Raw genomic sequence first — 14,055 nt, 5'->3', positions numbered from 1 at the left:
TCAGCCGATCAGCACATCGGCACGGGTTCTGCCGGGCCCAGTTCGCCGCCGAAGATGGACGCGTCGTAGGTCGCGGCTTCGCGGTCGACTTCCTGAACCACGTTGAGCACGTCGAATTCGCTGGTGGGGGCTTCGTTGCCCTGCACCACGAGCACCGACTTCATGCACTGGTGGTCTTCCGCGCGGTAGAGCGTGCGGCCATTGCCCATGCCGTCGAATTCGTGGCCTTCGAGAGCCTCGATGACAGCCGGCGGATAGAAGGTGCCGGCGCGTTCCACGGCATCCGCGTAGAGCAGCATCTGCACATAGGCGGTGTGGGCAGCCTGGGACGGCGGGGAGCCATAGGCGGCGCCGAAGGACTTGGTGAAGGCGATGGAGCCTGGGTCCTGCAGGTTCCAGTGCCAGTTCGAGGTGCCAAAGACACCCTGCATGGCTTCACCGGCGCCCTTGGCCATGAGTTCCGACACCAGCGGGGTGACGATCTGAAACTGCTTGCCGTTGGCCTGGCGGTCGCGCAGGCCGAACTGCACGGCCTGCGGCAGCGAGTTGACCATATCGAGGCCGTAATGGTTGAGGATCAGCACGTCGGCGCCGGAATTGAGGATCGGCGTCAGGTATTGCGAATAGTCGGTGGAGCCGAGCGGGGTGCGCACCGCCGCGACGGTTTCCCAGCCGAGAGCCTCGGTTGCCGCCTTGATCGATTCTTCCTGGGTCCAGCCCCAGGTATAGTCGGCGGTGAGATGATAGGCGCGGCGGTCGGCGCCGTATTCCTGGCCGAGCACCGGGCCCAGCGCGATGCCGGACTGGTAGGCATTGAAGAAATGGCGGAAGCCGTAGCGACGCTTGTCCTTGCCGGTCGTGTCGTTCGAATGGGTCAGGCCGGCCATGAAGATGATGCCCTTTTCCTGGCACAGGCCCTGAACGGCAATGGCCTCGCCAGAGGACGAGCCCCCGGTGATCATGATGGCGCCGTCGCGCTCGATCATGCGGGTGGCACCGGCGCGGGCCACGTCGGACTTGGTCTGGCTGTCCGAGGACACATAGCCGACCTTCTTGCCCAGGATGCCGTTGCCCTTAAGGGCCGTCGGCGTCAGCACGTTGATGAGACCGCCGTCGCCTTCACCATTGAGGTGGGCAATGGCCAGCTCATAGGCCTTCTGCTCGTCTGCGCCTTCTTCGGCATAGGCGCCGGTCAGGGGCAGGTTGAGGCCGATGGTGACGGTGTCGCCGGTGGGGTTGTTGCAGAAGTCCTCCTGCGCCCAGGCGCCCTTGGTGAACATCATGGGGGCAACGCCCGTTCCGATGATGCCGGCCATGCCGGTCTGCAGCACTCGACGGCGGGAGAACCCGCGCTTCAAAAGTGTCATTGATCTCCTCCTTTGGCGCGGGACCCCCGATACATTGTCGGGTGTTCACCGCGTGCCCAGTATTCGACACATTTGAAAACAGCTTCAATAGAGCATTGTAAGTGCTCTAGATTTTTGTAAATACTTGTCCTTGAGGTGCTGATATTTAGTCACAACGTTGACAGTTCGACACTGTGGGAGGGATAGACCGATGCGCGCGCCAATCGGCTTCAGGATCAGCAACAGGCGGAAATCGCTGAAGATTTCGCAGGCGGCTCTGGCGCGCTTGGTGGGCATTTCGCCGAGCTACCTGAACCTGATCGAAAACAATAAACGCGATGTCGGCGGGGCGCTGCTGCAGCGCGTGGCGCAGCATCTGCAGATCGAGATCGGCGACCTGACGGGCCAGGCCGAGCAGAAATTGCTGCAGGACCTCGAAGAGGCCTATGCCGACCCGATGATCGAATCACTGCCGTTCCAGCCGGACGAGCGGCGCCAATTGGTGGCGCAATATCCGGCCAGCGCGATGGCTCTGGCGCAATTGCACCGCGCCTATGCCGATGCCCGGGACAGCGCCGACGCCTATGCCGACCGGCTGCGGTCCGACCCGTTGCTGAGCCAGCTGTTGCACCAGATCCTTTCCGGGATCACGGCCGTGCGCTCGAGTGCCGAAATCCTCGAGGACATTGCAGACCTCGACGAGGTCGAGCGTCGCAGGTTTCTCATGGCGATCAGTCGCGAGGCGCGGGTGCTGGGCGATGTGGCGCGCAGCCTGATCGGGCAGTTCGAGGTGACCAGCCAGGCCGCGCGCACCGTGTCGACCCTGCGGGAAATCGACGACCTGATCATCGAGCGCGAAAATCACTTTCCCGAACTCGAAGCCATCGCCGATGTGTTGCGCGCAGAGGTGAAAGCCCGCGAGACCGGCTTTGGCCCGGCCGAGTTGAGCGCCCATCTGGAGCGTGGATACGGGGTCGCGACACGGATTGGCGGGCGGCCGGACCTGCCTGATTTTCCAGGTCAATATCGCTACGATCCACACACGCGCGTCATGTGGTTCCAGGGGACGACGACGTTGGCCACGCGGCAATTCCAGCTGGCGCGGCTCCTGGGGGAACTGGCGGCGGGCGACGTGCTGCGGCGCATGCTCGACACTGCCGTGCTGACCAACGAAACGTCGCGGCGACTGGCTGCGCGGGCCCTCGGCTCATATCTGGCAGGAGCCCTGGTCTTTCCCTATTCGCGGTTTTTGGGCGAGGCGGAGGCGGCGGCCTATGATATCGACCATTTGCGCGAAAGCTTTTCGGGCAGCTTTGAGCAGATCGCGCATCGCCTCGTGTCGCTGCGGCGGCCGGGCGAAGAGGGCATCCCCTTCGGCTTCCTGCGTTCGGACCCGGCCGGGCGGCTGACCAAGCATTTTCCCTTGCCCGGGCTGCTGCTGCCCAATTCGGGGCATGCCTGCCCGCTCTGGGCGATCTATGGGGCGGTGCGGCAGCCCGATACGATCACGCGGCAGGTGGTGCGGTTCTCCGACGGGTCGCGCTATCTTTTCCTTGCCCGCAGCCTGCAGCACCGGCCGAGCTCGTTTCGAGACCAGCCTTTACCCATTTCGATCATGCTGGCCTGCGACGTGCTGCATGCCGACCGGACAATCTATGCGGCCGGGCTGGACCTGGCTGACCAGAGTGCCGACGTGCCGGTGGGGCCGAGCTGCCGGCTGTGCCCGCGCCGGGATTGTTCGGCCCGCCAGGAGGAGATGCTGGCGCCCGGCGGGCCGCGCTCGGTGACGCGGCTGCCGCTGAACCCGAACCAGTTTGGCCTTGGCGAAAGCGGCTGATTGCGCTTAACTGTCGCAGTTCGCGGTGGGGAGACTGCGGACGGAGGGGGAAATTTGGGCATCGATGTCCTGATCGCCGAAGACGAGCCGAGCATCCTTGAATCACTCGATTTTATCCTGCGCCGCGCGGGCTGGACCATCGAGTCGGTCACGGATGGCGACGCCGTGCTGGATTGCGTGCGAAAATCGCTGCCGCGGGTTCTGGTGCTCGACGTGATGCTGCCCAAGCGCAGCGGCTTCGATGTGCTCAAGCAATTGCGGGCAAGCGCGGAAACGCGCGACCTGCCGGTGCTGATCCTGACGGCCAAGGGGCAGCAGCAGGATCGCCGCATCGCCGAGGAATTGGGGGCGGACCGGTTCGTCACCAAGCCCTATTCCAATGCAGAGGTTGTCGGGGCAGTGCGGCAATTGCTGGGTGAGCATGATCGAGACGCGTAGGGTCGTCGGCGGCATGCTGTTGCTGACGGTGATCGGACTGGTGGGATTCGTGCCGCCCGTGGTGACGCTGTTCAACCAGGACGCGAGCTTCCTCGGCGTGCCGCAGATCGTGGTCTACCTGTTCGGGGCCTGGCTGCTGCTGATCGTGGGGACCGTGCTGCTGACACGGCACCTGCCGCCCGAGGGCAATGGTGGGCAGGACGAGGGCGAGGGCTAGATGCTGTCGGCCGATTTCGTCATCGCCACGGCCGTCGGCTATGTCGGCCTGCTGTTCGTGCTGGCCTATCTCGGCGATCGGCGGGCACGGGCCAACAAGCGGTCCTGGCTCAATTCGCCGGCCGTCTATACGCTCTCGATCTCGGTCTATTGCACCAGCTGGACGTTTTACGGCGCCGTGGGCAATGCGGCGCGCAGCGGGCTGGAATTCCTGACCATCTATCTTGGGCCTACACTGGTGTTCGTCGGCTGGTATTTCCTGCTGCGCCGGCTGGTGCGCATCAGCCACCTGCATCGCATCACCTCGCTGGCGGATCTGTTGTCATCGCGGTTCGGCAAATCGAGCCGTCTGGGCGTCTTGGTCACCTGTATCGCCGTCATTGGCATCGCGCCCTACATCGCCCTGCAATTGAAGGCGGTGACGTCTTCCATCCAGGCCGTTGCCGGCGCATCCGAATTCGGGCGCGGCAGCCTGACCGGCATTGACGACGTGGGGCTGGCACTGGGGGTCGCGGCGGCCATGGCGCTGTTCACGATCCTCTTCGGCACACGGCATGTAGACGCCAAGGAGCAACATCATGGTGTCGTCGCCGCCATTGCCTTCGAGGCGGTGGTGAAGCTGGCGGCGCTGGTGGCGGTGGGCGTGTTCGTCATTTATATCGGCGGGGGCGTCGAGGGGATTTTCAGCCAGGCGGCGGAAAAGGGCATCGCGTTCAACACGGCGGCCAGTTTCGACAGCCGTTGGATCACCACACTGGTGCTGTCCATTGCCGCGATCATCTGCCTGCCACGCCAGTTTCAGGTGACGGTGGTGGAAAATTCCGACGAGGACCACCTGCGCGTCGCCGGTTGGGCGTTCCCGGCCTACATGATGCTGATGAGCATCTTCATCATTCCCATCGCCCTCTACGGGCTGACGGTGATGCCTGCGGGCTCAAATCCCGACATGTTCGCGCTGACGCTGCCCTTGTCCGCAGGGCAGAATGGGATTGCCCTGTTTGCCTTTATCGGCGGCTTTTCATCCGCCACGTCAATGATCATCCTGGAATCGATCGCGCTGTCGATCATGGTATCGAACCATATCATCATGCCGCTGGTGCTCAAGTTCGGGCCCGTGGCGCAAAGCGGCGATGGCCAAGGCGTTAGCCGCGTGCTGCTGATTGCGCGACGGTTTGCCATCGTGCTGATCCTGTCGCTGGGCTTCTTCTATTTCATGTTCACCCGCGACTCCGACGCCCTGGCGCCGATCGGGCTCATCTCCTTTACCGCTATTGCGCAATTCTTCCCGGCGCTGCTGGCGGCGATCTTCTGGCGTGACGCCTCGCTCAAGGCGGTCACCATGGCCATTCTCTGCGGCTTCGTGATCTGGGCATGGACGTGTTTCCTGCCCTCGCTGGCCTCGGTGTCCCCGATGGTCTCCGTGCTGCTCCACCGCGGACCCTGGGGGCTGTCCTGGCTGCGGCCCGAGGCGCTGTTCGGTCTCGATGGGTGGGACCCCCTGGCACATGCCGCGTTCTGGAGCCTGTCCATCAATTGCCTGATCCTGACGCTTGGATCGCTGTTGACGCGGCCCTCGTCACTGGAACGCATCCAGGCCAATGCCTTTGTCGACGTATTTCGTCGCCATGGGCTGCCGCAGCGCAATTTCGTGCCGGGCTCGGCCACGGCCAACGACCTCTTCTTCGTCGCCGAGCGCGTGCTGGGCGAAAAGCGGGCCGCAGCCCTGTTCGAGCAGGCGGCGCGGGAGCGCGGGGTGGAACCTGCCTTGCTGGAGCCGACAGCGGACTTTATCGGCCGGCTCGAACGGGAGCTGGCGGGGTCGATCGGGGCGTCCTCGGCCCATGTGATGCTGTCCAAGGTGGTGGCCGGTGGCGACGTGTCGCTGGAAGAAATGATGCAGATGGCCGACGAGACCCAGCAGGTCATCGAATATTCCCAGCAGCTGGAAAAGACCTCGGCGGAGTTGCGGCTCACGGCACGCAAGCTCGAGGAGGCCAATGCGCAATTGCGCGAGCTGGACAGCCAGAAGGACGAGTTCCTGAGCCAGGTCAGCCACGAAGTGCGCACACCGATGACCTCGATCCGCTCGTTTTCGGAAATCCTGCTGGAACCGGGGGGACTGAACGAGGCGCAGCGGCAGCGCTTTTTGTCTACCATTCACCAGGAGAGCATGCGGCTCACCAAGCTGCTGGATGAAATTCTCGACCTCAGCGCCCTGGAGCGGGGCGAGCGGACCTGGCAGAACGCGCCCGTCGATGCCGAAGACGCGCTGAACCGGGCGCTTGGCGTGTGCGATGCATTGCTGCGGCAGCGAAACATGCAAGTGGAACTGGGCGAGCGCGCGCACACGACGATGGTGGAAGGTGACGGGGACCGGCTCTGCCAGGTGTTCATCAACCTGATCTCCAATGCCGTGAAATACAACCACACCGAGCTGCCGGTGGTGCGGGTGAGCTCAGCGGTGCGCGGCGGCCATTATGTCGTCGAGGTGGCGGATAACGGACCGGGCATCGGCAAGGCAGAGCGCAAGTTCATCTTCGAGAAATTTTGGCGTGGCGTGTCTGGCGCCGGAGACCAGGGCGGGGCCGGGCTGGGCCTTGCCATCAGCCGGCAGATCATTGCGCGCATGAACGGTACGCTCGAACTGGTGCCGGGGCCGTTGCCGGGTGCCTGTTTCCGGGTACGGCTGCCCGTCGCCGGCCGCGACTGAGCGCAATTGGACCCGGGTCAGTGGTGGCCCTCGTCCGGGATATTGAGGAGATGTCCGCAGGCCTTGCAGTGCACCGCGTCGGGCTCGTGACGGGTGAGGCCGCATTGCGGGCAGGGGAAGGTGACCTTGTTGGGGCGGAAGATCAGCTGCGCCAGCCGCACGAACAGCGATATGCCGATGATCATGATGACGATGGAGACAAGCTTGCCGAAGGTGCCGGGCAGGGTGATGTCGCCGAAGCCGGTCGTCGTCATGGTGGTGACGGTGAAATAGAGCGCGTCGACATAGCCGGCAATGCCCGCATCGCGCTGGGCGAAGGCGGTGTAGACGAAGCCGGTGACGACAAAGATGAAGACCAGAAGGTTGATGACGGCTTGGATCTTGTCGCGATAACCGCCAAGGCCGCGCTTTTCGAGCGGTCGCCAGACGGTGCTCGAATGAGAAAGAGTCCAGAGCCGTAGAATGCGCAGGAAGCCGAGGTTGAAGAACCAGGTGGGCGCCAGCAGCGTGATCAGGATGAAAACATCGACCACAACCGGCAATTGCCGGATCCAGCGCTCGGGATGGGACGAGGCCAGGCCCCGGGCCGTCAGATCGGCGGCCAGCAGGGCGGCGATGGAATAATCGATCCACAGAAAGCTTTCGGTGTCGCGCAGCAGGGGCGAAGCGACAAAGAAGGCGATGATGGCCAGATCGACTATGAGCACGACGGCCTGAAAACGCAGGGCCTTGGGCGATTGACCGTGATAGAGAATGCGCAGGGTGGAGCGCAGGCGCGTGAAGCGGCTCTTGCGGTCAGCGTCGACGACATTCTGGTTTGGAGGCGTGTCGGCCATGATTTCCTGGACGAAATGAATCGGTGCGGTGCAGGAGGGACCAAGTTGCGGCGCTGTTCAAGGCGGAAAGCGTTGCTGGGGCCCCAATGTGGACGCAAGGTTGCCGCGACGGCGACGGCAGGCTATGTGCAGGAAAATCGACCACGCTGGCCCCAGCCGGCATGAGGACCGCAATGAAGCTCGCCTTTGTCATTCCCGCCTATAACGAAGAAGCCCTGATCGGGAAGTGTCTCGAATCGGTCCTGGCGGAAATCAAGCGCTCGGGCGTCCCCGCAGATGTGATCGTTGTGAACAATGCCTCGACCGATCGCACCGGAGAGATCGCCCGCAGCTTCGACGGCGTGCGCGTGGTCGACGAGCCCAAGAAGGGTCTCGTCAATGCGCGGGACGCCGGCTTTGCGGCCAGCGAGGGCTATGAGCTGGTGGCCAATATCGACAGCGACACGATCGTACCCGAAGGCTGGCTTGATGTCGTCTACCGGGAATTTGCCAAGGATCCCAAGCTCGTCTGCCTCAGCGGCCCTTACATCTACTATGACATGGCGCTGCATAACCGCGTCCTGATCAGCATTTTCTATGGGCTGACCTATCTTATCTACCTGCTCAACCGCTTCGTGCTGCGGGTGGGCTCGGTGGTGCAGGGGGGCAATTTTGTCTTCAAGCGCGACGCCTGGGCCTCTGTCGGCGGCTATGACCGCACGATCGATTTCTTCGGCGAGGACACGGACGTGGCGGTGCGCCTGTCCAAGGTGGGCGGGGTGAAGTGGACCTATGCTCTGCCGATGAAGACGTCGGGTCGCCGGCTCGAGGGCGAGGGTGTGTTCCGCACGGCGGGCACCTATACGCTCAATTTTTTCTGGGTGACGTTCCGGGGCAAGCCAATCACCAAGAAGTCCAACGATTTCCGCGCCTGACGCGCGGCGCATGATGCGCTAGACTTTTCCGTGTCGCAGTTTGCGGCCGGAGGCGATCTGGCAGATGAGCATAGCGTCGCAATTGCCGTCCATCCCGCTGGCGCAGGCCAGTGTGACTTTGCGCGCCCTGGCTCAGTCGGCGGCCGGATCGACGTTGCAGGCCCAGGTCATCGGGCAGCTCGAGAACGGCTCTACCCAGGTGCAGATCGGGCGGCAGACACTCGCTCTCCACTTGCCCATGCCGCAAGCGCCGGGGACCATGCTGACCCTGGCGCTGAACCAGGCGGATGGACAGGTGAAGATGACGCTGATTTCGGCGCAGCCGCCGATGACCGGCACTCCGCAGAATCCAGTGCCGCCGCCCACAAGCCCGGCTGCGACTTCGGTGCAGCTTTCGCCGGCAGCGCTGGCCCAGCCGAGTGCGCCCCTAGGCATACCGACAAGCCCAACGGTCGCAACGGGGGCAGGCGGGGCACAATCAGGTGCCTCAATACCCGTTTCGCCCCGCCCGGCCGCGTCGACTGCTGGCTTGCAGACGCCAGCATCTTCTCCCGGACTGGCGGCGTCGGGCGCAGAGGGCCTGGTTCGGGCAGCACCAATCAGCGTAGCCTCGATCAATGCAGCGGAGCGCTCGATGCCGGTCGGGCCGGCGGGGACAGCGCCAGCTGCACCGATGGCGGGTGCTGCGGTCTCCGGGCGGCCGACAATTCCCTATGCGGTCGCTGCGCCGGCAGCCGCCATCCTGCCCGTTCAGCTGGCGACCACCACCACCCCTCCGGCGCTTCCGCCTGTGGCCCAGGCGTCCGGCGTGATCGCCTCGGGCGCGCAAAGCGGGCAGGTTCCTTCCGGAGCACAGGGGCAGAGTGCCGGCGCTGCAGCGCCGATGGCGCCGCCGGCTGTCCAGCCGTCGAGCCCGCAGGTTGCGCTGACCCAGATGGTGCAGCAGGCCCTCGTGCGGCAGGATAGCGTGCTGGGGCTGACCGTGGCTCTGAGCCAGGTGGTGGGCCGCGTCGCCATGCCGGAGCCGGTTGTCAAGGCGGCCCAGCAGGTGCTGGGACAAAGGCTGGCACTGGACGAGGGGGGCGTGACGCCCTCGGCGCTGGCCCGGGCAATCCGCAATTCGGGCATCTTTCAGGAGGCCATGTTGGGCGCGGGGCTGGCCAAGAGTGCCGGCGGAGACATGAAGACGGCGCTTCTGGGTCTTCAGCGTCAGCTCGGCGCCTGGCTGGGAGACCAGATGCCTATGGAGCAGGTGCGCACCATTCCACCGCCCCTGCGGGGCATGACGCCGCGCGCGCGCAGCCTGGACCTGCCGATGGGCGAGATACCTTACGAGCCGCACCAGGCCGGCAAGGCCTTGCTTGAGCGGACCGAGGCGGCGCTGTCGCGATTGCGGCTGCATCAGGCAGCCTCGCTGCCCGAGGCCGCATCGCGGCAGGAGGCGCAGTGGAGCCTCGATCTGCCCGTGATGGTGGCCGGACAACAAAGCCTCCTGCACCTGCACATCCACCGGGATCGCGACGCCATGGGCGACGCGCCCGAGGACCGGGGCTGGCAGGTCAAGTTCGCGATCAATTTCAGCGATATGGGTGAGGTGGGCGCCCAGGTTTCGCTACGGGCCGGAATTGCCGGGGTGCTGCTCTGGGCGGAGCGTCCGGAGACGGCGCAGCAGCTCGACGCCGAAATTGCCGCGCTGCGCCATGAACTGGAGGCGCTGGGGCTCAAGGCTGGGGCCATCGTGGTCCGCGCCGGAGTGCCCGCGCCCGATGCGCCGGTGCCATCGGGCAATATCGTGGACGAACGCCGATGACGGAAACGCCCAAGGATCCGCGCGCCCTGGCGGTGGCGCTGCACTACCAGCAGGGCTCGCAGGAGGCGCCGCGCGTCGTCGCCAAGGGCCGCGGGCTGCTTGCCGAAAAGATCGTGGCTCTGGCCGAGGAAAATGGCGTGGTGATCGAAACCAATCCCGTCCTGGCCGAAGCGCTGAGCGGAGTGGAGCTGGACGAGACCATTCCGGTGGAGCTTTACGAGGCCATGGCGGTGGTGATCGGCTATGTGCTGCGCCAGGCGCGGAAGCGTTCCTGAGTGCGCCCAGGTCTTGTGCTGCCGCCAAGCGGTTCCCATCTCTTGAGGACAAGCAGAGGAGCCAGCCATGTTAAGACCCGAAGACCAGCGCGCCATCGAGGATCTGTTCGAGCGGCTCGGCAATGTGGCGCGCAATTCGGCGCCGCGGGATGCGGACGCGGAAGAGTTGATCCGGCAGCGTCTCAGCGCGCATCCGGAAGCGGCCTATTACATGGCCCAAACCATTGTCGTCCAGGAAGCTGCCCTGCGGGAGCAGCAAGAGCGCATTGCGGCGCTGGAGGAGCGGGCCGAAAACGCCGGTGGCGGATTTTTGGGCTCGATCTTTGGCGGCGGCGACAGGCCACAGCGACAGGAACGGCAGGAACCGGCTCGACGCGCCGGGCCCTGGGATCGTCCGGCGCAGGGCGGGTTCCTCGCGGGCGCTGCGCAGACCGCATTGGGTGTGACCGGCGGCGTGTTGCTGGGATCGGCCATTGCCGGCATGTTCAGTACGCCTGTGGAAGCCGCCGAGATGGAGCCGGCCGCGCCTGAAGATGCGGGGCCCGAGGAAGGGCTGGACGGTGGCGGCGACGACTGGGGCGGCGGATTCGATATCGGCGGCGACTTCTAGCCGCTGCGCCTCAGCGAACGGTGCGCTTCTCGTAGAACTCGTTGCCGCCGGCTTCGAGGACGTAGAACATGTTGTTGTAGGGGAAGCGCAAGCCCGCCGTATGGAAATGCTGGGCGTTCTGGACGCCCGGATGGCGGGAGCCGCGCAGCACCTGGTCAGCGACCTGGGATGCCAGAACGGCACCACTATCGGTCATGGGTTTGCTGAGCACGCCCTGGGCGAACTGGTTTTTCTGGCCGACGACTTCGCAGACCGATTTCGGATAGCGCGGATCGCCGACACGGTTCATCACCACAGTACCGACGGCAAGCATGCCTTCGGCGCTCGAGCGGTTGGACTCGAAATACATTGCGCGCATCATGCATTCCTTCTCGCTCATCCGGTTGAACGCAAAGTTCATGCCCAGAAAGGAACAGCCACCAAGACTGGTGGCTGCAAGAGCGAGAATGGCGAAGCGCGCGAAAGCGCGAGCTGTGCGGGGCATGGGCAAGTCCGGGCTGTGACAAAGATGTCTCTGCACCTGAAAATGCGCCAGTAGGCTTAAGGAAAGCCTCAGCCGAAGGGTAAACGAACCCTTATTTTCGGATGAGCCGCGCCAGGAGATAAACGGTGCCGACCGCAGCGATCAGCGGCAGGGGATCACGGCGGACAGCGCGGGCGCTGCGCCAGGCCTGGGTGCCAGCAGCCTCGGCCAGGTAACGGCTCTGCTTGGCAGCTTCGCGGCCGAACTCGGAAAGGTGGTCGCCCCAATCGTCGGCAGTGTGTTCGGCGCGGCTCGACAGGCGACGACCAATCTTGCGCATATCGCGCTGCAATTCCTCGATACGGGCTTCGAGGCTGTTGGGATTGCGGGGGGCAAGGCCGAGAGTGGAAAGGACGTGATCTAGGGACATGGGACGCTCCGTGTTTGCCGGACAACGAAATATGTTCGGTCCGGGTTCCGATTGCCCTTGATCTGCCGCAGTCCGCCAGCCATTTAATTCTTGTGTTGGAGAAATGCTCGATGAGCAAAAGCGCGCAGAGGCTGAATCGGTTGTTCGACAAGCTGGAGCGGAAAATTCCGGCTCTGGCGGCGAACTGGCTAGCCCGTCTTCGACGGCCGCAGGCCCGATGGGTACGCATCCCGCTCGGTATCCTGCTCGTGCTGGGCGGCGTCTTCAGCTTCTTGCCGGTGCTCGGCATCTGGATGCTGCCGCTTGGCCTTTTGCTGCTGGCGGTGGACCTTATTTTCCTGCAGGCCCCGGTGAACATGGCGATCCTGCGTGGTTCGCGCAAGTGGACGAGCTGGCAGCGCTCGCGCCGCGACCGCAAGAAGGCGCCGCACTAAGGCGTTCAGCGATGAGTGCGCTCGACGATGTCGACTGCCAAGGCCAGCTTCTCGTCGATGACATGCAGATATTCCGTCCAGTCCGAGAGCTACGCCAGGTCGGCCTTGCCATCGGAAATGCCCCTCAGAGCCAGCAGGGGTACGCCGAAAGCCTGACAGGCGCGCAGAATGGCGTAAGTTTCCATATCGACCATATCTTCGTCGATGGTCTCATAGGCCGATCCCGAGACCACATTGGCTCCGGTCGACAGGCTTGCGGGGACCAGTCCCGGCAGAAGGGGTTCGAGCGGGAGCGTGGCGGGCAGGTCGAGAAACGGCGTGATGCCGCGCGGAAATCCCAGGGCGGAGGCGTCCATATCCCGATAGGCGACGGACACCGCCTGATAGACGCCGCAATGATCGAGGCTGCGTGAGCCGGCCGAGCCCAGCGACACAACAAGGCCAGGAAGGCTGGACCGTCGCTCCGCCAGGGCGAGCGTTGTGTTGATGGCGGCCTCGACCGGACCGACGCCGATCATCACCGGATCGATGCGGGTTCGCAGGTGAGGTCCATATTCGGCCGCAGCAGCCATAAGATAAAGGATCGACATAATGGCCCCTCGTCGGTGCGGGCTCTGCCGGAGAGCCCGGCCTCATTTGCGGTTCGGTAACCGATAATGGTTATATTCGACGATGGGGCACCGCAGAAGGCGGAAGACCCGACAGGCGACAAAGATGCGTTTTGCAGTCGTAAATGAAAACCGGGAATGGAGCGAGCCAGGCAGTGCTCGCAATGGTGGGCGGGCCGTACACCCGCTCGAGATCGAGGCCGAAGCGCGGCGACGCAAGGCGTGCCTGGGTCTGGACGAGTGGCGGTTGCGTGAATATGTGACCGGCGAACCGATCCCCGCGCGGATACATCAAATGTGCCAGCAGATCGATCTGGCGGCTCGGGCACTTTCGGGCATGTCTTCGGCCCCGACGGACTTTCGTGACGACGTCTACTGGCCGCGAAGCTGGTAGACGCCGCAGGGTTCAGGCTGCCTTCCTGGTGCGGGCGGCACGCTTGCGCACCGGCTTGATCGTGGCGGCTGCCGCTGCGGCCACTTCGTCTGCAGCCTTGAACCAATAGGCCTGATCCTGGCCATGGGGGCGCCCATCCTGTTCCCAAAGCGCATAAGCGCGACGCTCGATCTCTTCGTTCATCTCTTTTCCTCGATACAATGCGGCGGCAGCCTGCGCGCACAGGGTTGATGATCGGTAAAGGTCGCGACCGGCGCGGCTCGAATTGTTGTCGAGGCGCGTCGAAAGCGGGGTCTGTCGTCCGTCGTCGAGACAAACAAGAGAGGTCCAGGCCATGGCATTGTCCCATTTCGAGTTCGTCACGCTTTTCGTTCCCGATATCGACGCGGCACGCGCCTTTTATGAGAAGGTATTTGCCGTGGATATGGTGCATGCCGACGATGTCTCGGCGGTGTTCGGATTTGCCGGAACCATGATCAACCTGCTGCTCGACAGTCAGGCGCCCGAACTGGTGGCGCCGATCAAGCCGGGCGGCAATGGCCCCCGCATGTTGCTCACCATCAGGGTGGACGATGTCGATGCCGAATGTGCGCGGCTGGGCGAGCAGGGTGTGTTCCTGCTGAATGGGCCGGTCAACCGGCCCTGGGGCCGGCGCACGGCGGCCTTTGCCGATCCGGCGGGCCATGTTTGGGAATTGGCGCAGGTGCTGCCCGAACCAAGATGACGAAGGCCGG

Annotated in this window: 16 protein-coding genes and 1 pseudogene; 11 read left to right on the top strand and 6 right to left on the bottom strand. The window is 64.2% G+C overall.

All coding sequences use genetic code 11. The features are described 5' to 3' along the window. Positions 1–8 precede the first annotated feature (8 nt). A complete protein-coding gene (locus tag VE26_RS07370) occupies positions 9–1,367 on the bottom strand; it encodes a substrate-binding protein (protein ID WP_046104373.1) in 1,359 nt (452 codons plus the stop codon). Between the two features lie 190 nt (positions 1,368–1,557). Here VE26_RS07370 and VE26_RS07365 point away from each other — a divergent pair, with 190 nt between their 5' ends. The 4 genes from VE26_RS07365 to VE26_RS07350 are packed head-to-tail and all read left to right on the top strand — an operon-like array spanning position 1,558 to position 6,547. Further along, positions 1,558–3,183: a helix-turn-helix domain-containing protein gene (locus tag VE26_RS07365; RefSeq protein WP_052715745.1), complete on the top strand. Its 1,626-nt coding sequence runs from the start codon at positions 1,558–1,560 to the stop codon at positions 3,181–3,183. A gap of 54 nt (positions 3,184–3,237) precedes the next feature. Next, on the top strand, positions 3,238–3,621 hold the full coding sequence (locus VE26_RS07360; protein ID WP_046104372.1) for a response regulator transcription factor: 384 nt from the start codon (positions 3,238–3,240) through the stop codon (positions 3,619–3,621). Beyond that, positions 3,605–3,838 carry a hypothetical protein gene (locus VE26_RS07355; protein ID WP_046104371.1) on the top strand — a complete coding sequence of 78 codons (234 nt, stop codon included), beginning with the start codon at positions 3,605–3,607 and terminating at the stop codon, positions 3,836–3,838. Before VE26_RS07360 ends, VE26_RS07355 begins: the two co-directional genes overlap by 17 nt. Continuing rightward, positions 3,839–6,547, top strand: coding sequence for a sensor histidine kinase (locus VE26_RS07350; RefSeq protein WP_046104370.1), 2,709 nt, complete (start codon positions 3,839–3,841; stop codon positions 6,545–6,547). Positions 6,548–6,564: 17 nt separating this feature from the next. On the opposite strand, the gene VE26_RS07345 is transcribed toward VE26_RS07350, so the two are convergent. Next, complete coding sequence (locus tag VE26_RS07345; RefSeq protein ID WP_046104369.1) at positions 6,565–7,383, bottom strand: potassium channel family protein; 819 nt, start codon at positions 7,381–7,383, stop codon at positions 6,565–6,567. 173 nt (positions 7,384–7,556) lie between these two features. Between VE26_RS07345 and VE26_RS07340 the strand changes: the two genes are divergently transcribed. From VE26_RS07340 to VE26_RS07325, 4 genes are all read left to right on the top strand, one after another. Continuing rightward, the gene (locus VE26_RS07340; protein ID WP_046104368.1) at positions 7,557–8,297 is read left to right on the top strand and encodes a glycosyltransferase family 2 protein; all 741 of its coding nucleotides are present in this window, start codon (positions 7,557–7,559) and stop codon (positions 8,295–8,297) included. A 64-nt stretch (positions 8,298–8,361) separates the two neighbouring features. After that, a complete protein-coding gene (gene fliK / locus VE26_RS07335) occupies positions 8,362–10,107 on the top strand; it encodes a flagellar hook-length control protein FliK (protein WP_152658752.1) in 1,746 nt (581 codons plus the stop codon). After that, on the top strand, positions 10,104–10,382 hold the full coding sequence (locus tag VE26_RS07330; protein ID WP_046104366.1) for an EscU/YscU/HrcU family type III secretion system export apparatus switch protein: 279 nt from the start codon (positions 10,104–10,106) through the stop codon (positions 10,380–10,382). Before fliK ends, VE26_RS07330 begins: the two co-directional genes overlap by 4 nt. A gap of 67 nt (positions 10,383–10,449) precedes the next feature. Then, the gene (locus tag VE26_RS07325; RefSeq protein ID WP_046104365.1) at positions 10,450–10,992 is read left to right on the top strand and encodes a DUF2076 domain-containing protein; all 543 of its coding nucleotides are present in this window, start codon (positions 10,450–10,452) and stop codon (positions 10,990–10,992) included. A 10-nt stretch (positions 10,993–11,002) separates the two neighbouring features. Here VE26_RS07325 and VE26_RS07320 read toward each other — a convergent pair whose 3' ends face one another. Then, positions 11,003–11,476, bottom strand: a complete 474-nt coding sequence (locus VE26_RS07320; protein ID WP_052715744.1) for a cell wall hydrolase — start codon at positions 11,474–11,476, stop codon at positions 11,003–11,005. A gap of 91 nt (positions 11,477–11,567) precedes the next feature. Beyond that, positions 11,568–11,885: a hypothetical protein gene (locus VE26_RS07315; protein WP_046104364.1), complete on the bottom strand. Its 318-nt coding sequence runs from the start codon at positions 11,883–11,885 to the stop codon at positions 11,568–11,570. Between the two features lie 110 nt (positions 11,886–11,995). Between VE26_RS07315 and VE26_RS07310 the strand changes: the two genes are divergently transcribed. Further along, complete coding sequence (locus tag VE26_RS07310) at positions 11,996–12,319, top strand: hypothetical protein (protein ID WP_046104363.1); 324 nt, start codon at positions 11,996–11,998, stop codon at positions 12,317–12,319. A 5-nt stretch (positions 12,320–12,324) separates the two neighbouring features. Here VE26_RS07310 and VE26_RS07305 read toward each other — a convergent pair. Then, positions 12,325–12,909: pseudogene (locus VE26_RS07305) on the bottom strand (5'-methylthioadenosine/S-adenosylhomocysteine nucleosidase). A gap of 124 nt (positions 12,910–13,033) precedes the next feature. Here VE26_RS07305 and VE26_RS17085 point away from each other — a divergent pair. Beyond that, entirely contained in the window at positions 13,034–13,321 is a 288-nt protein-coding gene (locus VE26_RS17085; protein ID WP_152658751.1) for a hypothetical protein, read from the top strand. Positions 13,322–13,333: 12 nt separating this feature from the next. On the opposite strand, the gene VE26_RS18490 is transcribed toward VE26_RS17085, so the two are convergent. After that, the gene (locus tag VE26_RS18490) at positions 13,334–13,657 is read right to left on the bottom strand and encodes a DUF2934 domain-containing protein (RefSeq protein WP_244465644.1); all 324 of its coding nucleotides are present in this window, start codon (positions 13,655–13,657) and stop codon (positions 13,334–13,336) included. On the opposite strand from VE26_RS18490, the gene VE26_RS07295 reads away from it, so the two are divergent. Then, positions 13,656–14,045: a VOC family protein gene (locus VE26_RS07295; protein WP_046104362.1), complete on the top strand. Its 390-nt coding sequence runs from the start codon at positions 13,656–13,658 to the stop codon at positions 14,043–14,045. The two genes, VE26_RS18490 and VE26_RS07295, sit on opposite strands and share 2 nt — an antisense overlap. Positions 14,046–14,055 lie beyond the last annotated feature (10 nt).

Origin of the sequence: Devosia chinhatensis (assembly GCF_000969445.1) — a bacterium.
Lineage (GTDB): Bacteria > Pseudomonadota > Alphaproteobacteria > Rhizobiales > Devosiaceae > Devosia > Devosia chinhatensis.
This window is presented reverse-complemented; position numbering and strand designations above follow the sequence as displayed.